We start from the raw sequence: 19,736 nt of genomic DNA, 5'->3' as shown, positions 1-19,736 counted from the left end.
AGAATACTCGATTTCAATTAAAAAATTATAGAAAAAACGCAGTAACACAAAACTTCTTTCACTCTAAATTTGCATCTTCTTCCAAAACATCCAAGCGCTTTCCAAGTTGGCGGGCTTTTTGCTTTGAAGGGTTTGTATTCCTCTCTTTTGATTTGATGACTTATGTGGCAAAAACTTAAACGTAGTTTATTCCTACAAGTTCTCTGCGCTCTCTTCCTCGGTATTGCAGTAGGACTTGCTTTTCATGACTTCTCTCTAGCTTTAAAACCCCTTGGTGATGGTTTTATTTCACTGATTAAAATGTTGATTGCACCAATTGTATTTTGTGTCGTAGTACTGGGAATTTATGGTGCAAACGATATTAAAAAAATGGGCAAAGTCGGTGCAAAAACGATTCTCTATTTTGAAGTAGTCACAAGTATTGCTTTAATTTTGGGAATTATTGTTGCTTATGTCTTTAAACCGGGCGTCGGTATGAATATTGATATTAGCCATTTAGATGCTAAAGATTTAAGTACTTATACCGAACGTGCTCACGACATGCATACAGGTTCAGATTTTCTTCTTAATATTATTCCAAAAACATTTACTAGCGCTTTTGCCAACGGCGATATTTTACAAGTTTTACTCATCGCGATTTTATTTGGCGTATCGCTACTTTTAATTCCTAAACATTTAGCAGAGCTAGTACGTCAGGCACTTGAAGCTTTCTCTGAAGTCTTCTTTAAAATTATGGGGCTAATCATTCGCTTAGCTCCAATTGGGGTATTCGGTTCAGTTGCCTATACCACTGCAAAATTTGGATCAGACTCACTCCTGCAACTCGGTTATTTAGTTTTACTCTTTTATGCAACCTGCATTTTATTTGTTGTCATTGTTCTAGGTTTAATTCTAAAGCTTGCTGGCCTGAACATTTTCAAATTTGTAGGCTATTTTAAAGATGAACTTGCCATTGTTTTAGGTACTGCCTCTTCCGACTCAGTTCTTCCTCAAGTCATGAAGAAGCTTAAGAACCTAGGCATAAAAGACTCAACAGTCGGTCTAGTCATTCCAACCGGTTATTCTTTTAACTTAGATGGTTTTTCCATTTATTTAACATTAGGAGTGATTTTTATTGCGCAGGCCTGCAATATCGATCTCTCCATGCATGACTTGTTAGCTATTTTACTGGTTTCACTGATTACCTCTAAAGGTGCGCATGGTATTCCGGGGTCAGCTTTAGTTATTCTTGCGGCTACACTTTCAGTTATTCCAAGCTTACCTGCAATTGGCCTAGTACTTTTACTGTCTGTAGATTGGTTTATTGGGATTATTCGTGCCTGTACCAACTTAATTGGTAACTGTGTTGCGACCGTAGTCATTGCCCATTGGGAAAAAGATATTGATCATGCCCAAGCTAAAGCTGTACTCGACATAAAAAAATAGATGAAGATTTTTGAGAACATTGAGCTATCTTTTCAATGTTCTCTATTCATCAATTCTACAAGTTAATAACTCAGTTTCAAATGCCAGCCAGTCATGTTCATGTTGGCTAATGATTTCAATACGGTTATCAATGCCTTCTTGACCAGACTTATAATTAAACTGTTCAGGATTAAAGTTAAAGGTCTTCCACCCCTGATCTGTATGAAAAATTCCCTTAATACGCAGCCAGTCTTGCTGTGCGCAGAGTAAATCGAGCAAAGCATAAAATTCGAATTTCCAACGCTTAGGTAATTTCCAGCCTGCAACAGTATATCCCTGCGCTGACTCAACATAGTGATAAGGCAATTGACGAATTTCTTTTGCTACTTCAGCTTCACTCATCTGCTTTTGAAGCTTAAGTAAAGGTTGTATAGAGCGTGCGGTTAAACGAGCAGCCACATCAATTTGTGCTAGTTCGAGTTGACCATGCTCTGTCGTTAACCATTGTTGTTGATAAGGTTGATACTCTTGTTTCAATTGGTCTAATGCTTGTTCATCTTCAAAAGACATCGTATCAGCATGAGAAACCACAACAATCTGGGCAGCTTTCAACTGATCTTCATAAAGATTATGCTTAACCCAATTGGTGTCATGCAAACGGCTACCATCGACAACAGTGACTAATGCACGCATAGCCAAGCTGTTTTGCCAATGAGGTTCTGTTAACTGATCAAACAGTTGCGAAGGATGTCCAAGCCCTGTAGGTTCAATAAAGAGTCGGTCTGGTTTTTGTTCACTTAGCAAACGAGCCAAAGCAATATGCATGGGGAGTTGGCTACTACAACATAAACACCCACCTAATAATTCTTTTACGGCATAGCCTTGTTCTTGCGGTAAAAGTTGTTGATCTACCCCAATTTGCCCAAACTCATTCATTAAGACCGCCCACACTTCATCTTTGGGTTTTTGACTTAATAAATGCTGTAATAATGTGGTTTTCCCTGCCCCTAAAAATCCTGAAATAATATGGGTAGGAACAGTTTTTTGGGGAATTAGTTTCACAAGCAACTCAAATCAACAAGGTTCAAAAAAACTAGGAAAGGTATATCACTGTTTAAGTAGCATGAAAATGATTTTTCTTTTTGACGTCATATTTTTAAAAAGTGGGTGAAAATATTAAATTTGAGATGTAAGTCTCGTTGTTTATCTAAATTTACTTTAAATAATTTATTATCAAACGGAATATTCTATTTTAAGGCATTCATCATTCATACCAGAGTGTTTTGTTTACGTAACCAACCTGACTTTTTTTTATTCAACATGAAATATTTTTTCACATTTTAAACGTTCAACCAGCGCGGTAATTTTACAGTAGACGCACATAAACGGCCCGTATATTTCATATTGTTAAGATAGCCGTAATAGATTGTTAAGTTAATTGATGCAATCCAAAGCTCGGCTTAGCATGTGTCCTAGCTTAATCATTCAGCCATACAGGTTTCATGTTGGTAAGAACGATTAGGTTTAATTTATTGTTTAATGAATTTTAAGGATGCCATAAAATGAAATTAGCTAAAACTTTACTTGCTACTACTCTAGCTTTAACTGCTGCTTCAACTTTCGCTGCTTCTAAACATGACAAGGTTCATGCTCCAGAAGACAAAGTTGTAGTTTCAACTCAAGAACAAGCCAACACTGCAAATGCTGCATCTGAAGCTGTAGGTTCAGCTTCTGAAGCCGCTCCTGCTGCTCAATAATTATTATCTCTGTACTCTCCTCCAAGCTCAGAGATAATTTTACTGAAATGAAACAGGACGTTAAGTTTCAGTGATGAAAAAAAAGATCGAACCATGCTGCGGTTCGATCTTTTTTTAATTCGATCTGATTAAGAGGTTTTCTTATACATGCTACAAGAAGGATTATGATTTTCTTGTAGGCGCAACACCTTACGATGCTCTGCCGCTTCAAATCGACAGCGTTTCCACTCGGTATCTAGCTTCAATTGAGGAACTTCGCGTGGTTTCCCATGCTCATCAACAGAAACCATTGTGAAATAACAGCTATTGGTATGGCGAACGGTGCGCTTTTGAATATTTTGTGCTTCAACACGAATACCAACTTCCATTGAAGTACGGCCTACATGGTTCACACTTGCCAAGAAGGTAACTAACTCGCCTACATAAATCGGTTCTTTAAAATTCACTTTATCTACAGACAAAGTGACCACATAGCTGCCCGAATAACGGCTTGCACAAGCATAGGCGACTTGGTCTAACAGCTTAAGAATTGTTCCACCATGAACATTACCTGAAAAATTTGCCATATCAGGGGTCATTAAAACTGACATGGTTAATTCTGACTGATCATCAGTTACGGTTGTCATTTCATCTAATGTAGGCATGACTCAACTCTGTCCAAACAAGCTCAGAAACATTATGGTTGATAATTCACAAAAAAAACATGCTTAAATCCACAACATAGCATCGTATTTTTTAATATTGTTTATTCTTTTTTTGAACGAAGCTTTTTTAATCTATTATTTTTAATTATTTTTTAGTTTTTCTTAAATAAAAATTGATTGAGAAATTAAAAATAATAAAAAAAGTGCTATGCCATTTTTCGATATTAAATGACATAGCACGATGTTGACCGATACTTGCTAAACTTTATTAATTACACCTGTCACACCATTGATAATCATATCAATAGCGATCGTACCGATTAATAACGCTGATAAACGCCCGACAATATCAAAATAGCGGTCAATATGTTTGGCATGTTTATAGCGTAAATGATCATGTGAAAATTTCATCAAAATCAAAATACTACAGGTTAAAAATAACGTAAAGGCAATCACTAGAGCTGCTTCACCAATTGACATTTCTATGCCTGTGACTACAGCGGCACTAATAGTACCTGGCCCAATCATAAATGGCATAGCGATGGTTCCAGCTAAATGCTCAGGAGCACCGCGCATTTCACCAATGGTATCGGCACCCTGAAACACATAACGATAGCCAATCACCAAAAAGATAAGGCCGCCAAAAATCTGAAAGGCTTCAAAACATACATTCAGATATTTACTAAAAATTGTTTCACCGCCCCATGCAAACAGCATGAATACAATAAAAGCAATCAAACTTCCCTGAATCAGTGCTTTATTAAACACCTTAGCTTCTGAATGGCGGATTAGGCCAATCATATAAATGCTCATTAAAAATGGATTGAGCAATGAGAAAAATAAAGCAAAAGAATGTAGATAAGGAGAAGCCATGCATTTTCCTCTTAAGCTTGTGGATCTGGGAACAATGGTCGGTTTCCAGGGCTAATACGATTGATATGCAAGAAGGTCATATGTCTTTCATATTTATCTAAAATGTCATTAATGACCTGTTCTTTACTGTAACCAACAAGGTCGTTGTCTTGAGAACCTTCATAAAGATAGGTTTCGAGACGGTAATAGAACTGCTTGCCTCGTTTTACACGCTGACTAAAGTTAGGCGCGGTATAACGAACTGGCCAGATCTGATAAACGAAGTTTTGCTCTTCTTCCAAATGAATGGTGATATCGAGGTGATAAAGCGCTTCTTCATCTTCAAGAGGCGTTTGCTGTACATCGACATTCATGCCTTGCTTAATCAGCTCATCAGCCACGGCTTGAACCGCCGGATAACAAACATCATCTAACATACGTTTAGTTTCAGTCGTTCCCGGATGGTGCATCACTCGGGTCAAACGCTTTTTCCAGTTCAGAATATCGACGTTACCTACCACGGGTGCTGCATTCATACTTCGACTAGCATGCCTGTAGTCCTCAAGTCTGAGTGACTTATAAAGCCCTGCCATCACAAGGAACATTACGAAACTAAACGGTAGTCCCATAATAATGGTGGCATTTTGCAAAGCAGTAATCCCGTTGGTCATCAGCATAGCAAGAGTTAATAAGCCAATGGCAATTGCCCAGAACACACTTAACCAACGTGGTGCATCATTATCAATATGCGTGAGCTTGGTCGTGAAGTTACCCAAAACCAATGCACCCGAATCGGCAGAAGTCACATAGAATAAAAGCCCCGTCACCGTCGCAATTGAAGCAATGAAGGTAAAACCTGGATACTGCGCTAACAGGTCATAAAAACCATGTGCCGGATTGGATAATACCGTTGCAGCTAAAGTTTGGTTACCTTCAAAAATTACGCTGTGTAAGGCGCTATTACCAAAAATGGATAACCACGTTAAGGTAAATAATAAAGGAATAATTAAAGTCCCGCACACGAACTCCCGAATAGTACGCCCTCTTGAGATACGTGCCAAAAAGAGTCCTACAAATGGAGACCAAGCAATCCACCATGCCCAGAAGAACAAGGTCCAACTGCTCATCCAATCTTTAGGTTGCTCAAAAGCAAAACTTTGAAGTGCTAAGGTCGGGAATCGAGTTAAATAGTCGCCAATATTTTGTACCAAAGCATTAAGTAAAAACTCGGTATTACCTAAGAACAAAATAAACAGCAAAAGACCAATTGATACATAAATATTGATTTCAGACAAAATCCGAAGGCCCTTATTCACCCCAGATGTCACTGAAATAATACTAATACCGACTGCAATGGCAATCAGCGCAAACTGCATCCAGATATTCTCTGGCAGTCCTAATAAAACATGTAAACCATAGTTCAGCTGTACCACGCCAATCCCGCAGGTGGTCGCAATACCAAAAATTGTCCCGATGACTGCGGCAGTATCCACACTATGGCCAATTGCCCCATTAATTCTGTTCCCGAAAATTGGGTAAAGCGCAGAACGAATGGTCAGCGGTAAGTTATAGCGATAACTGAAATAGCCAAGTGCCATACCAATCAAGGCATACATACACCATCCGGTCAAACCATAGTGAAATAGCGTCCACACCATACTTTGGCGTGCAGCTTCATAGGTCTGGCCTACGCCAACAGGCGGCTGCATATAATGAGATAATGGCTCGGCCACCGAGAAGAACATTAAATCGATACCAATGCCTGCCGAAAACAGCATGGCAGACCAACTCAGTAGACTAAACTCAGGCTTTGAGTGTTTAGGCCCAAGCTTAATTTCACCATATCTGGAACAGGCAATGAAAATAACAAACACCATATACAGTGTTGCAGCCAGTAAGTAATACCAGCCGAAAGTTGACGTTACCCACGCAAGTACGGTGTTAATTGTTCGATTTGCAAAATCGTTAAACAAAAAAGTAACGAGAGAAAAGATTAAAATAATTAGAGCTGAAATATAAAAAACCACACGATTAAGCGGGTCTTTTTTAGATTTAGATAATGTTAAATCATCAACTGCTCTTGGATTATCTGTTGCCATACAATCCTCAAGGAATAGAAGAAAATAAAATATTCAATTTAGTCTTTTCACTATTTAACCATAATGAAAAGACTGCTTTGAACGCAAAAATATAAATAAATGTGATGAACCAAGATTATAAAACCTCGGTTACTTTGTTCTGGTCACAATTCGATGGAATAGAAATGTCTTTTGAAATAGCTAACTGCTTTTTCGCAACATTCGGGTCAAAATCATCTTGCTTTAAGGCTTTGGCTAGACCAAACATATAAAGCAAAATAATTACAGAAAATGGTAAACCACATAACACCACTGCACTTTGCATGGAGTTGAAACTACCGGCTAAGAGTAAACCGATACTGACAATGGTGATGACCACAGACCAAAAGATGCGTAACCAGATCGGTGAATCACTATCACTGGTGCCCCCTTTCGAGGACAAATTGGCGATCATTAGTGTACCAGAGCCAACAGGGGTCAAAAATAAAACGAAACAAATTACAACAACAATCCCCGCAATGTACGGATTAAACGGGAGATATTCGAGTAATTTAAATAATGACAACGCTGGATCACTTAAAACCATATCTCCTAAAACTTTATGTTTTTGATTGAGAATTAAGTAAATTGCAGTGTTTCCAAAAACTGAAATCCAAGCCAGTGTAAAGCCGAGTGGAATCAGACATACACCTAACACCACTTCACGAATGGTTCGACCTTTGGAAATTCGGGCAATAAACATTCCTACAAAAGGTGCCCAAGCAATCCACCATGCCCAATAAAACACAGTCCATGAACCCAACCAACCACTGGCTTTTTGATTGTATAAATACATATCAAAGCTTTTACCCATAAAATTATTAAGGTAATCACCGACATTTTGCACAAGGCCATTTAACAAATGGTTAGTTGGCCCTGTTAAAAATACAAATAAAAGTAAAGCATAGAGCAAATGCAAATTAATACGCGATAACCATGCCAAGCCTTTTTCAATGCCGACCACTGTTGTAATGGTCGCAACACTCATCATGACGAGAACAGCTGTAATTAAGGTTGCAGAGCTATGCGGTATTTCAGGAATTAAATAACAAATGCCTGAAACTAATACTAAAGCGCCTATACCTAAATTAGTCACGAGCGAAATGACGGTTGCTAAAATACCAAAGCCATCGACAAAATCACCCACCAAGCCATGAACTCGTTCTCCGAAAATTGGATAGAGCGCCGAGCGTAGCGCGAGTGGTAAATTTTGTCTAAAAGCAAAGTAACCTAATGTCACGCCAAGCAAGGCGTAAAGCACCCAACCATGAATACCCCAGTGCAAAAAGCTATAGGTCATGGCGTTTCGAGCAGCTTGAATTGTTCCTGCCTCACCTTCTGGTGGTCTTAGAAAATGGTCAACAGGTTCAGCAACACCATAATAAAGTAGTGCGATACCAATACCTGCCGAAAACAGCATTGAGGTCCAAGCCAAATAGCCAAACTCAGGTTTGTCGTGGTCTTTTCCTAAAGGAATCTGCCCTACTTTTGAAAAGGCAAGCCACGCAACAAAGCCTAAACACAGCACAATCACCAACATGTAATACCACCCGAAAAAGTGGTTTACTTGCTCTTGTACATAGGTCAGCCAAAACTGACTTTTTTGCGGAAACAGTACAAATAACAGGCCAAAAATACCGATACTGACTGCCGAACTCCAAAATACGAAACGATTTAACCGAATATGGTCTGAAGAATATTTATCACTTTTCAACACCATCTTATTGCTCCTTGCAATCGGTGTATTTTTCTAAAATAACGTGATAAGTACTGGACTTATGCGCATCATCCTATCCGTAAGAATTTTCGATTCTATCTCTTCTTCCCCGAAGTCAGATTCAAAAATTCATTGATTTTTACACATCATACTTTTTATTGATTGAACGTTCAATCAATAAAAAGTATGATAAAAAAAGTGCTATGATGCTCTGCAAGTTAACATGCTGAATTTAAAGCACCCATAAAAGTGCTGATGTGGAAAATCATGACAAAACGCAGAGTAAAACCAGAGCATGTGCGCCGTGAAGAGATTATGAACGCTGCACTCGACGTAATTTATGAAGTGGGGTTATCCAATACCACCATTGCACAAATTGCAAAAAAAGCCGAGCTGTCGACCGGTATTGTTAGCCACTATTTTGGCGACAAACAAGGGTTAATAAATACTTGTATGCAAGAAATGCTAAATGTTTTGCGTCGGAAAACCGAACAATACAGAGCAGAAGCAGATTCGCATCCGGAAAGCCAAATTAAGGCAATTATTGACTCTAACTTTGACATTAGTCAGGTAAATGAAAAAGCAATGCGGGTCTGGTTAGACTTTTGGTCTGCAAGTATGCATGTACCGGACCTGAGCCGTTTGCAAAAGATTAATGATCAACGCCTGTACTCTAACTTGAAGTTTTATTTCCTCAAGTTAATAGATGAACAACAGGCCAGTGTTGCCGCAAGAGGGTTGGCAGCATTGATTGATGGATTATGGCTACGCGGCAGTTTAAGCCGTCATAACGAATTTGACAGCGAACTGGCCCGTTCTATTGCTTACGATTATGTAAAAACGCAATTGCAATTTGCGAACAAGCCTTTGCAGGAGAGACAAAATGAGTGATGTACAAGCTTATCAACTGTATATCCATGGACGCTACGTTGAAGCAACCAGTGGTAAAACATTTAATAGTATTAACCCTGCCAATGGCGAGACAATCGCGACTCTTCAACAGGCATCTGAACAAGATATTGAAGCTGCTGTAAAAAGTGCCCAACAAGGACAAAAAATCTGGGCTGCCATGACTGCCATGGAGCGTTCACGTATTTTACGTCGTGCTGTCGACATTCTCCGTGAACGTAATGATGAGCTTGCCCGTCTTGAAACACTCGACACAGGTAAAGCCTATAGCGAAACATCTACCGTCGATATTGTGACTGGTGCCGATGTACTCGAATATTACGCAGGACTTGCAACAGCCATTCAGGGTGAACAAGTTCCGCTTCGCGAATCAAGTTTCTTTTATACACGCCGTGAACCTTTAGGCGTGGTTGCCGGTATTGGTGCCTGGAACTATCCAATTCAAATTGCTTTATGGAAATCTGCCCCTGCTCTTGCTGCGGGTAATGCCATGATTTTCAAGCCAAGTGAAACAACCCCACTTACTGCATTTAAACTTGCAGAAATCTATACAGAAGCTGGCTTACCAGACGGTGTATTTAACGTGGTGCAAGGTGCAGGTCGTGAAATTGGTCAATGGCTCACTGAACATCCTGTGATTGAAAAAATCTCATTCACGGGTGGTGTGGAAACCGGCAAAAAAGTCATGGCAAGCGCTGCTGGCTCTACACTGAAAGAAGTGACCATGGAACTTGGTGGGAAGTCACCACTCATTATTTGTGAAGATGCTGATCTTAACCGTGCCGCAGATATCGCGGTTATGGCGAACTTCTTTAGCTCAGGTCAAGTATGTACCAACGGTACGCGCGTATTTGTTCCAAAATCACGTTTAGCCGACTTTGAAAAAGCGGTTGTAGAGCGTGTAAAACGCATTCGCATTGGCGACCCAATGGCTGAAGACACGAACTTTGGTCCGCTCACTAGCTTCCCTCATATGGAAAAAGTGTTGTCTTTCATTGAGTCAGGCAAACAACAAGGCGCTAAAGTATTAATCGGTGGTGGTCGTGCTACAGAAGGCGAACTTGCCAAAGGCGCTTATGTACTACCAACTGTATTTAGCGACTGCACTGACCAGATGGCGATTGTTCAAGAAGAAATTTTTGGACCTGTCATGAGCATCTTAAGCTATGAAACCGAAGAAGAAGTCATCCGTCGTGCCAACGACACCACCTTTGGTTTAGCTGCCGGCGTTGTCACTCAAGATATTAGCCGCGCTCATCGCATTATTCACCAAATTGAAGCTGGTATTTGCTGGATTAACACGTGGGGCGAATCGCCTGCCGAAATGCCAGTCGGCGGCTACAAGCAATCTGGTGTAGGCCGCGAAAATGGCTTAACCACACTTGGGCACTATACCCGTATCAAATCTATTCAAGTTGAACTTGGCGATTATCAAAGCATTTTTTAATGCCGCAATCGCTCTAAAACCTTCAACCTAAATCACATATGCCGAGCAGTCTTTATAGATTGCTCAGGCAAACTGTTAGTAAAAAAAGGATAGCTATGAATATTAAAGAATATGATTACATTATTATTGGCGCAGGATCTGCCGGAAATGTACTTGCTGCGCGTCTGACTGAAGACAAAGATACCACCGTTTTACTCTTAGAAGCGGGTGGCCCAGATTATCGCTTGGATTTCCGTACACAAATGCCGGCAGCTTTGGCCTACCCTCTTCAAGGTCGTCGCTATAACTGGGCTTATTTAACCGACCCTGAACCGCACATGAATAACCGCCGTATGGAATGTGGTCGTGGTAAAGGTTTAGGTGGCTCATCTTTAATTAATGGCATGTGTTATATCCGCGGTAACGCAATGGATCTAGAGCAATGGGCAACTCATAAAGGCCTTGAAAACTGGACTTATGCCGATTGTTTGCCTTACTACAAAAAAGCCGAAACTCGTGACATTGGTGGCAATGACTATCATGGTGATAACGGCCCTGTATCCGTTGCTACCCCGAAAAATGGCAATAATGTGCTGTTCCATGCCATGGTTGAAGCAGGCGTACAAGCAGGTTACCCACGTACTGATGACTTAAATGGTTACCAGCAAGAAGGCTTTGGTCCAATGGACCGTACAGTTACGCCTAAAGGCCGTCGCTCAAGTACTGCACGTGGTTATTTAGATATGGCAAAAGGTCGTCCAAACCTGACTATTTTGACTCATGCGACGACCAATAAAATCTTGTTTAATCAAAAACAAGCGATTGGTGTTGAATACATTATTGGTGCTGATCAAAACAACTTGCAACGTGCCTTGGTTAAACGCGAAGTATTACTTTGTGCAGGTGCAATTGCATCACCACAAATTTTACAGCGCTCGGGTGTGGGGCAAAGTACCTTCTTAAAATCAATGGATATTGATGTGGTTCATGATTTGCCAGGTGTAGGTGAAAACTTGCAAGACCACTTGGAAATGTACTTACAGTATAAATGTAAGCAACCTGTTTCTTTATACCCTGCTTTAAAATGGTATAACCAACCTGCCATTGGTGCTGAGTGGTTATTTAATGGTACAGGTATTGGCGCAAGTAACCAGTTTGAAGCGGGTGGATTTATCCGTAGTTCCGATGAGTTCAAGTGGCCAAACATTCAGTACCATTTCTTGCCAGTAGCTATTAACTACAACGGTAGTAATGCAGTAAAAGAACACGGTTTCCAAGCACACGTCGGTTCAATGCGCTCGCCTTCACGTGGTCGTATCAAACTTAAATCGAAAGATCCGTTTGAACATCCAAGTATCTTGTTTAACTACATGTCGACTGAACAAGACTGGCGTGAGTTCCGCGATGCAATTCGTATTACACGTGAAATCATGCAGCAACCTGCGCTTGATCCATATCGTGGTGAAGAAATTAGTCCGGGTAAACATTTGCAAAGTGATGCAGAGCTTGATGACTTTGTTCGTAACCATGCGGAAACAGCTTACCACCCGTCTTGTAGCTGTAAGATGGGCGAAGATGAGATGGCTGTTGTAGATGGTCAAGGCCGTGTACACGGTATGAATGGTTTACGTGTAGTTGATGCCTCAATTATGCCATTGATTATTACTGGTAACTTAAATGCAACCACTATTATGATTGCCGAGAAAATTGCAGACCAAATTCGTGGACGTGAAGCATTACCACGTTCAACTGCACCGTTCTATGTCGCGTCATAAAACCGTTAAGGGCATATTTCTTATACAGAAATATGCCCTTAATTTAATAGGTACTGCACAAACATTAATAAGAACTATGTATGACAAAAAATAAGCGGCTATAAGCTAAACATTTACACAAATATGGCATGAAATAAAAATTAATCTATTTTTATATGCAAATTACCATCAAGTGATTTAATTTTAACCATAATTATTTAAATTAATAATTTTCATATATTTATATAAAAATATCAGCAAAAAATAATCTTATAAAAGCTTAGTTTGATTAAATATAAATCATATTTATGATTTTGATAGAACCCATTTATTATAAAAATTGTCTTGTCAATGCAAAATTAGTCTAAAATATAGAGTGTTTGCGATAATCCCAAGTAATTTTTCTTTTTTTAAAGTTCTCTGTTTTGGAGAATTTTACTTTCGCATTTATATCCGTTTTGTCTGGATACGCTGTCTAGGTTTCCTCACACCTTAAGTGACTCAAATAACTTATTTTAAGGTTCCCCTTGCATGAAAAAGTTTTTGAAATACCTTCTGGTATTAATCATTATTATTTTAATTGCAGGTATTGTTTTCTTGTTTAGACCGATTGCGTCAAAACAAGTGCAAACTGCAAAAGATGAGCCAGTTGTTGATGCCGTTCTTGTTGGCGGCGGCATCATGAGTGCCACTCTCGGTACTTACTTCACTGAGCTTGAACCGAATTGGCAAATTCGTATGTATGAGCGTCTTGACCAAGTTGCTCAAGAAAGTTCAAACGGCTTTAACAATGCCGGAACAGGCCACTCTGGCTTTATGGAAATGAACTATACCGAAGAGAAAAACGGTAAGATGGAAATTGCCAAAGCTGAAAAAGTTGCTTCTCAGTTTGAAGTAGCAAAACAGTTCTGGTCATATCAGGTAAAACAAGGCGTTTTAGCTGAACCAAAATCATTCATTAACCCTGTTCCACACATTGCTTTCGTTTGGGGCGATAACGTTCAGTTCTTAGAAAAACGTTATGCTGCCATGATTCAAAGCCCGTTGTTCAAAGGTATGAAATTTACTGAAGACCCAGCTGTAATTAAGCAATGGGCACCTTTAGTGATGAACGATCGTGACCCAACTCAAAAAGTTGCAGCGACGCGTATGGAAGTTGGTTCAGACGTTAACTACGGTTCAATCACGAATCAGTTAGTGAAACACTTAAGCCAAAACCCAAATTTCAAATTACAGACTTCAACTGAAGTTTCTGGCATCAGCCAAAATGATGACAAAACTTGGACTGTAACTTTCAAAGATTTGAAAACTGGTAAAACAGATCACGTTAAAACACGTTTCGTGTTTATCGGTGCAGGTGGTGCAGCGGTTAAATTATTGCAACTTACTGGTTTACCAGAAGCGAAACAATATGCTGGTTTCCCTGTAGGTGGTGAGTTCTTAATTACTGATAACCCAGCAATTACTGCTCAACATACCGCAAAAGTATATGGTCGTGCTGAACTTGGTGCGCCTCCAATGTCTGTACCACATATTGATACACGTTATATCGACGGTAAAAAATATGTATTGTTTGGACCATTTGCAACCTATTCAAACAAGTTCCTGAAAAATGGTTCACAGCTTGATTTGCTTGCATCAACCAACAAAAACAACATTTTACCAATGACGACTGTTGGCTTGGAAAACCTTGATCTTGTTAAATACTTGGTGAGCCAAGTGATGATGTCAGACCAAGACCGTCTAAATGAACTTCGTAAATACTACCCAGATGCGAAAGCTGAAGACTGGCGTTTAAGCCAAGGTGGTCAACGTGTTCAGATCATCAAGAAAGAACCGGGTAAACCTGCGACACTTCAATTCGGTACAGAAATCTTTGCTTCTAAAGACGGCGCTGTAACTGCATTGTTAGGTGCGTCTCCGGGTGCTTCGACTTCTCCATACATCATGCTTAACTTGCTTGAAAAAGCTTTCCCTCAGCAAACTGAAGGTAAGTGGAACCAAAAGCTTCATGAAATCGTGGTTTCTTATAAGCAAGACTTGAGCAAAGACCCAGTGTTACTCGACAAAGTTCGTCAGTACACAAGTTCTACGCTTGGCTTGAACTATACATCTCCATTCAAAGCTGCAAACGATGAAACTGCTGCTGCCCCTGTTGCAAAAGCAAACTAAGTTTGAGGATGTATAAGTAAAATATCAAAAGGATGAATTTCGATTTGTCCTTTTGTTTTTTAGACCACAGTTGAGATATAGATTCGCTATGACGCCTTTAAACTCATCACCTCGCCTCTTATCATTTTGTTTTAAGCTCGTACTTGTTTTGCTACTGGCTTATCTTTTGTTAAGCGGATTTTATATGTGGATGATTGGTGGTACAGCCATTTACGTCAGCTCAGCCGTATTATTTATTATCACTGCTTATACGTTTAAGCTCGGCAAGTACCAGAAAATCTGTTCAGTTTTAAATGTGCTGCTAAGTGCAGCCGCGTTATATTTCAGTAGTACTCATTTATTTTTCTCCCCTCTCCAGTTCTTTATATTTTTACCTGCACTATTTTTTGTTCTACTGGCTTTTTCCCGCCTAAATAAACTTCGTAATGTATTTAAGGTTTTAATAGTGATCAGTTTATTGGTGTGGTCAGGTATACATTTTACACAGCTTGCTCAACTTCAAGCCTATTATAAAACACAGCATACCGGTGAAAGCTGGCAACAATATGGCGCTTTGTAAGATCGTTTTCATTCTATGTTTGCAAACCAATACACGCTCATTTTCACGTGAAATTCATCAGTAAAACTGAACATCATCTACAGAATTCCTTTTAAGAAAAAATTTTCATAACCATCTCATTTTTTTTGAAATATATCGAGCATATTAGTGATTGAATAGAATTCACCTACGCGTTAGATTACCTGAATTATTTTTCTCCCTTTATGTTGTAATTCTATGAAAATTTTAGATGGCGGTTTAGGCCGTGAATTGGCTCGTCGTGGCGCTCCATTTCGTCAACCAGAGTGGTCTGCTTTAGCACTTATTGAAGCACCAGAAACAGTAAAAGAAGTTCACCTAGACTTTATTAATGCTGGTGCAGAAGTCATCACAACTAACAACTACGCAGTTGTACCATTTCACATTGGGCAAGAACGCTTTGAAACTGACGGCGTGCGTTTAATTAAAGTTGCCATCGAACAAGCGAAAAATGCAGTTAAAGAAAGCGGCAAAAATGTCAAAATTGCAGGCTGCTTACCACCGTTATTTGGTTCTTACCGCGCCGACTTGTTCCAACCAGAACAGGCTAAAAACCTAGCTGAGCCTATCATTAACACATTGGCACCAGAAGTAGATTTCTGGCTCGCTGAAACCCAGTCTTGCTTAAAAGAAGTTGAAACAGTGCATGCCTTGTTACCACAAGATGGTAAGGACTATTGGGTGTCATTTACGCTGCAAGATGAAATTAAACAAGAACAAGCGTTACTTCGTTCAGGCGAAAACATGCAGCAAGTGGCTGATTTCATCAAACAATCCAATGCCAAAGCAGTATTGTTTAACTGCTGCCAACCTGAAGTGATCTTGCAAGCGATTAATGAAATTAAAGGACTCATTCCTGAGTCTGTACAAATTGGCGCCTATGCCAACGCTTTCCCACCGCAAGATGATAGTGCTACAGCCAATGATGGCTTAGATGAAATTCGTAAAGACTTAGATGCTCCAGCTTATCTTGGTTTTGCTAAACAGTGGCAGCAAGCAGGTGCAAGTCTGGTTGGTGGTTGCTGTGGTATTGGACCAGAACACATTGCTGAACTTTCTCAATTTTTTAAAGAATAAATACCATGTCTGCTGCCAAAATCGGATTGTTGTCTCTTACAGCGCTGGTATTTAGCTCTATGGTGGGGTCTGGTGTATTTAGCCTTCCCCAAAATATGGCTCAAGTTGCCAACGGCTCTGCCCTTCTTGTTGCATGGCTCATTACTGGGGTCGGCATTATTTTCTTAGCCCTGTCATTGTTGCATTTAACCCGTCAACGACCAGATCTAGACGGCGGTATTTATAACTATGCACGGGAAGGATTTGGAGATCTCATCGGGTTTTGCTCGGCGTGGGGTTATTGGTTATGTACCACCATTGGTATTGTCGGCTATGTGGTCATTGCCTTTTCAGGCGTTGGCATGTTTACCGACAGCAAAGACCATATTATTTTTGGTGAAGGTAACACGCTCTACTCTCTGATTGGTTCAAGCATTTTTGTATGGCTGGTGCATTGGTTAGTGAGCCGAGGTATTAAAGAAGCCGCTGTTGTAAATTTGCTGGCGACCATTGCCAAAATTATTCCAATGGTGGTTTTCATCTTCTTTACGTTTATTGCCTTTAAGTTTGATTTATTCAAACTCAACTTAAATGACTTCTCTTTAAAAGTTCCACTTTGGCAGCAAGTGAAAGATCTGATGCTCATTACCCTTTGGGTATTTACGGGTATTGAAGGTGCTGTGGTTTTATCATCGCGTGCAAAGAACCGTAATGACATTGGTAAAGCGACGATTTTAGGTGTGTTACTGGCGTTAAGTTTTTACGTCATGGTGACAGTACTGGCTTATGGTGTGGCAAGTCGTGAAGCCCTTGCAGGCATGCATAACCCATCAATGGCGACCATTTTGCAGCAATTGATCGGCTTACCGGGTACCATCATTATTACCATCGGGCTGATTATTTCAGTTTCATCTTCTTATTTAAGCTGGACGTTATTTGCGACCGAAATTCCATTTTTAGCCGCAAAAAATGGTGCATTCCCGAAATTATTTTTAAAGAATAATCAGAACAATGTACCGATTTCATCACTTTGGCTCACTACTATTGTGGTACAAGGCTCCCTCATTGCAGTGTATTTTTTCAATAAAAACTACACTCAGCTTTTATTGATTTCATCAGTGATGATTTTGCTGCCTTATTTTCTGGTGTCGGCTTTTTATCTTAAAGAATCGATTCGCCATAAACGCACGCCGCATATTGCGATTGCAAGTGTCGCTTCAATCTATGCACTTTGGCTGCTCTACGCGGCAGGTTTAGACTTGCTGCTGTTGTCTGGCGTGTTGTATTTGGTTGGCTTAGTTATTTTTTCAATCAGCTACTTTGAGCATAAAAAATCGCTCAAACAAAATCAGCTTAATTAATCATTTCAACCACTGTTGAGCTATTTCAGCAGTGGTTTTCTAAAAAAATTCTATTTTGAAAGCTGCGACTGCTTTAAATGCAACCTTAAAATACGACGTAATTCTAAAATTGCCTCTGGTGAGGTTTGTATTGAATGCCCACCTTTAATAATCAGCTCGGACTGCTCCCCACCCAAATGTGAACTTTGATACGGTACAATCCCATCACTGCTTTTTAACTTATCCGTCGTACCATTTATATTACCCATAATCGAGTGATAGACCACGTCGGACGATGGCTGAATGGCTTGCGTAAGTTGCATAAAGCTAGAAGAGCGACTTAAATTACTCGCTCCGTTTTCAATTAAACCTTTTCTGAGTTTTGTATTTTTCTCATCTCTCATTTCGACCGCAATAAAAAAGTCAGCAGGCAAACGAATGACACGGCGAGCAATTTGGGTAAACCATCGATCAGCATAGTCTGTACCATGATGCGGCGCCGAAACAAAAACAACCCGCTTAAAATACGGCAAAGTCTTGAACTGAAAACGCTCTCGAATAACAGGATTTTCCTTTAACCGATTTAGCTGTGCTTCATTCATTTTTTGCATGGCTTGCTCTGAAATATCAGCATCACTTACCAATAAACGACTGATCACGCCGCCCATACTATGCCCAACCAACACTGCATCATGTGCAGCATAGCTGTCTTTGGCAACATTTTGAAAAGCCTGATTCAGCAATGAATAAATCTGAAAACGACTTTCAAAAATCGGCATATTGGTTGAATAAAACACTTGCCAAACTTGATAGTTTTTTCTTAATTCAGCATCGCCCATAATGTCATTGGTTAGACTTACCCATGCTTCTGGGCTACTCGCTAAACCATGAACAAACACAATAATTTTTTTATTGGGGTTAAAAGGTTCCAGCATATATAAATGCGGCATGATTAAATTGGCTTCTTTATTAATTAAAGACCAATAACCCGCTGCCCCTAAATTATATTTCGACAGCCACAATCCATAAGGCGCCGAATAGTTTGCAGTGAGCGGATAGTCCACACCTTCAACTTTTACACGGTCCTGCCGATAAGGGTCAAACATGGAAATTTCCAAATCTGCCCCAGCAATGACTTGATCGGCTGTGGCCTTTTGTTTTGGGTAGGCAATGGCAGTCACTGGAAAGAAGCGTGGTAAATGTATGTTCGGATTGCTCTGGTGAGCGTAAAAAGCATCGGGGTCTAAAATGAAACCATGATTTACATCATGCTCCTTACGCCCCACGATAAACTCGGCACCTAAACCATCCTTACGGTTGACAGTATTAAACCCTGAAAAGTTCATGTTATAGCTAGAGCGAAAGGTATCGACTTCAATGTTTTGTACATCTACTGCATGATCAAAGTTGACTTGGTACTCATGCCCATCTGCTTTTAGTAAAGGTGGAAAATGAAGCGTATTTAAATGATTAAAATACGTGGTCATGAGCTTTGACAAAGCCACGTTATAAAAAATACGCACCTGATTTTGCCGATGGTCAAATACCCGATCGAACGGCGACTCCTCAGAGTCAAACAAATAAACATAGCTATAACGCAAGCTTTTATCAAACAGTGCTAACTCTTGCTCGACACAACGATTATTTTTACTACCCACATTACACTGGCTACTACGTCCCACATCTAAAGCTTTTGCCAAGTAAATTTCACTCAGTGCGGCATAACGCTCTTCTCGGCTGCTATTTTCAGACAGCCCCTGAATTTTCTTTAAACAATCATCAAAATTTTGCAGACAAGACTTTTCATTTTCTTTGACCAAATACAGTAAGTTTTGGGTTTGATGACTTAAAGTATTGTCGGTCAAAATGCTTTCATTTTTACTTTTTAAAGCGCTGCTTAAGTTACTTTCTTTTAAATGAATGACCTGACAACCGCTGAGCAGTCCCATTATTGCAAGCACTAAATAATGGCCGGATTTTGTCATTGTGCATTCCTTTATCGAATGTATTT

Annotated in this window: 15 protein-coding genes; 9 read left to right on the top strand and 6 right to left on the bottom strand. The window is 39.8% G+C overall.

Annotated features, from left to right (window positions below; translation table 11 throughout):
- The first annotated feature begins 162 nt into the window (after positions 1 to 162).
- A complete protein-coding gene (gene dctA / locus ACLCEG_RS15455) occupies positions 163 to 1,425 on the top strand; it encodes a C4-dicarboxylate transporter DctA (RefSeq protein WP_039254131.1) in 1,263 nt (420 codons plus the stop codon).
- A gap of 42 nt (positions 1,426 to 1,467) precedes the next feature.
- Here dctA and ACLCEG_RS15450 read toward each other — a convergent pair whose 3' ends face one another.
- A complete protein-coding gene (locus tag ACLCEG_RS15450) occupies positions 1,468 to 2,466 on the bottom strand; it encodes a CobW family GTP-binding protein (protein ID WP_410568196.1) in 999 nt (332 codons plus the stop codon).
- A gap of 500 nt (positions 2,467 to 2,966) precedes the next feature.
- On the opposite strand from ACLCEG_RS15450, the gene ACLCEG_RS15445 reads away from it, so the two are divergent.
- Positions 2,967 to 3,161: a hypothetical protein gene (locus ACLCEG_RS15445; protein WP_049065214.1), complete on the top strand. Its 195-nt coding sequence runs from the start codon at positions 2,967 to 2,969 to the stop codon at positions 3,159 to 3,161.
- A gap of 128 nt (positions 3,162 to 3,289) precedes the next feature.
- Here the strand turns inward: ACLCEG_RS15445 and ACLCEG_RS15440 are convergent, their stop codons facing one another.
- From ACLCEG_RS15440 to ACLCEG_RS15425, 4 genes are all read right to left on the bottom strand, one after another.
- Entirely contained in the window at positions 3,290 to 3,805 is a 516-nt protein-coding gene (locus tag ACLCEG_RS15440; RefSeq protein WP_004703199.1) for an acyl-CoA thioesterase, read from the bottom strand.
- A 258-nt stretch (positions 3,806 to 4,063) separates the two neighbouring features.
- The gene (locus ACLCEG_RS15435) at positions 4,064 to 4,678 is read right to left on the bottom strand and encodes a MarC family protein (RefSeq protein WP_410568194.1); all 615 of its coding nucleotides are present in this window, start codon (positions 4,676 to 4,678) and stop codon (positions 4,064 to 4,066) included.
- A gap of 11 nt (positions 4,679 to 4,689) precedes the next feature.
- Entirely contained in the window at positions 4,690 to 6,756 is a 2,067-nt protein-coding gene (locus ACLCEG_RS15430; RefSeq protein ID WP_191105584.1) for a choline transporter, read from the bottom strand.
- A gap of 115 nt (positions 6,757 to 6,871) precedes the next feature.
- Entirely contained in the window at positions 6,872 to 8,494 is a 1,623-nt protein-coding gene (locus tag ACLCEG_RS15425) for a BCCT family transporter (RefSeq protein WP_410568192.1), read from the bottom strand.
- Positions 8,495 to 8,758: 264 nt separating this feature from the next.
- On the opposite strand from ACLCEG_RS15425, the gene betI reads away from it, so the two are divergent.
- The 7 genes from betI (at position 8,759) to ACLCEG_RS15390 (ending at position 17,746) form a co-directional block, all read left to right on the top strand.
- Positions 8,759 to 9,382 (top strand): transcriptional regulator BetI, encoded by a 624-nt coding sequence (gene betI / locus ACLCEG_RS15420; protein WP_004703204.1) that lies wholly within the window; start codon positions 8,759 to 8,761, stop codon positions 9,380 to 9,382.
- Positions 9,375 to 10,847 carry a betaine-aldehyde dehydrogenase gene (gene betB, locus ACLCEG_RS15415; RefSeq protein WP_151684678.1) on the top strand — a complete coding sequence of 491 codons (1,473 nt, stop codon included), beginning with the start codon at positions 9,375 to 9,377 and terminating at the stop codon, positions 10,845 to 10,847. Before betI ends, betB begins: the two co-directional genes overlap by 8 nt.
- Before the next feature lie 95 nt (positions 10,848 to 10,942).
- Positions 10,943 to 12,601, top strand: coding sequence for a choline dehydrogenase (betA, locus tag ACLCEG_RS15410; RefSeq protein ID WP_077165676.1), 1,659 nt, complete (start codon positions 10,943 to 10,945; stop codon positions 12,599 to 12,601).
- A gap of 510 nt (positions 12,602 to 13,111) precedes the next feature.
- Positions 13,112 to 14,752, top strand: coding sequence for a malate dehydrogenase (quinone) (mqo, locus tag ACLCEG_RS15405; RefSeq protein ID WP_200002245.1), 1,641 nt, complete (start codon positions 13,112 to 13,114; stop codon positions 14,750 to 14,752).
- Between the two features lie 88 nt (positions 14,753 to 14,840).
- Complete coding sequence (locus ACLCEG_RS15400; protein WP_410568189.1) at positions 14,841 to 15,311, top strand: hypothetical protein; 471 nt, start codon at positions 14,841 to 14,843, stop codon at positions 15,309 to 15,311.
- A gap of 216 nt (positions 15,312 to 15,527) precedes the next feature.
- Entirely contained in the window at positions 15,528 to 16,406 is an 879-nt protein-coding gene (locus ACLCEG_RS15395; RefSeq protein WP_004703215.1) for a homocysteine S-methyltransferase family protein, read from the top strand.
- Positions 16,407 to 16,411: 5 nt separating this feature from the next.
- On the top strand, positions 16,412 to 17,746 hold the full coding sequence (locus tag ACLCEG_RS15390) for a basic amino acid/polyamine antiporter (RefSeq protein WP_019456936.1): 1,335 nt from the start codon (positions 16,412 to 16,414) through the stop codon (positions 17,744 to 17,746).
- Between the two features lie 50 nt (positions 17,747 to 17,796).
- On the opposite strand, the gene ACLCEG_RS15385 is transcribed toward ACLCEG_RS15390, so the two are convergent.
- On the bottom strand, positions 17,797 to 19,710 hold the full coding sequence (locus ACLCEG_RS15385; protein WP_410568186.1) for an esterase/lipase family protein: 1,914 nt from the start codon (positions 19,708 to 19,710) through the stop codon (positions 17,797 to 17,799).
- Positions 19,711 to 19,736 lie beyond the last annotated feature (26 nt).

Origin of the sequence: Acinetobacter sp. H1(2024) (genome assembly GCF_046557555.1) — a bacterium.
Lineage (GTDB): Bacteria > Pseudomonadota > Gammaproteobacteria > Pseudomonadales > Moraxellaceae > Acinetobacter > Acinetobacter seifertii.
Note: the sequence above shows the minus strand (reverse complement) of the source record. Positions and strands in the feature narration are given on the sequence as shown.

What these genes read in the sequence shown, in the direction of transcription:
- dctA (WP_039254131.1), top strand. Translation starts at nt 163, where the DNA reads ATGTGGCAAAAACTTAAACGTAGTTTATTCCTACAAGTTCTCTGCGCT.
- ACLCEG_RS15445 (WP_049065214.1), top strand. Translation starts at nt 2,967, where the DNA reads ATGAAATTAGCTAAAACTTTACTTGCTACTACTCTAGCTTTAACTGCT.
- ACLCEG_RS15440 (WP_004703199.1), bottom strand. Translation starts at nt 3,805, where the DNA reads ATGCCTACATTAGATGAAATGACAACCGTAACTGATGATCAGTCAGAA.
- ACLCEG_RS15435 (WP_410568194.1), bottom strand. Translation starts at nt 4,678, where the DNA reads ATGGCTTCTCCTTATCTACATTCTTTTGCTTTATTTTTCTCATTGCTC.
- ACLCEG_RS15430 (WP_191105584.1), bottom strand. Translation starts at nt 6,756, where the DNA reads ATGGCAACAGATAATCCAAGAGCAGTTGATGATTTAACATTATCTAAA.
- ACLCEG_RS15425 (WP_410568192.1), bottom strand. Translation starts at nt 8,494, where the DNA reads ATGGTGTTGAAAAGTGATAAATATTCTTCAGACCATATTCGGTTAAAT.
- betI (WP_004703204.1), top strand. Translation starts at nt 8,759, where the DNA reads ATGACAAAACGCAGAGTAAAACCAGAGCATGTGCGCCGTGAAGAGATT.
- betB (WP_151684678.1), top strand. Translation starts at nt 9,375, where the DNA reads ATGAGTGATGTACAAGCTTATCAACTGTATATCCATGGACGCTACGTT.
- betA (WP_077165676.1), top strand. Translation starts at nt 10,943, where the DNA reads ATGAATATTAAAGAATATGATTACATTATTATTGGCGCAGGATCTGCC.
- mqo (WP_200002245.1), top strand. Translation starts at nt 13,112, where the DNA reads ATGAAAAAGTTTTTGAAATACCTTCTGGTATTAATCATTATTATTTTA.
- ACLCEG_RS15400 (WP_410568189.1), top strand. Translation starts at nt 14,841, where the DNA reads ATGACGCCTTTAAACTCATCACCTCGCCTCTTATCATTTTGTTTTAAG.
- ACLCEG_RS15395 (WP_004703215.1), top strand. Translation starts at nt 15,528, where the DNA reads ATGAAAATTTTAGATGGCGGTTTAGGCCGTGAATTGGCTCGTCGTGGC.
- ACLCEG_RS15390 (WP_019456936.1), top strand. Translation starts at nt 16,412, where the DNA reads ATGTCTGCTGCCAAAATCGGATTGTTGTCTCTTACAGCGCTGGTATTT.
- ACLCEG_RS15385 (WP_410568186.1), bottom strand. Translation starts at nt 19,710, where the DNA reads ATGACAAAATCCGGCCATTATTTAGTGCTTGCAATAATGGGACTGCTC.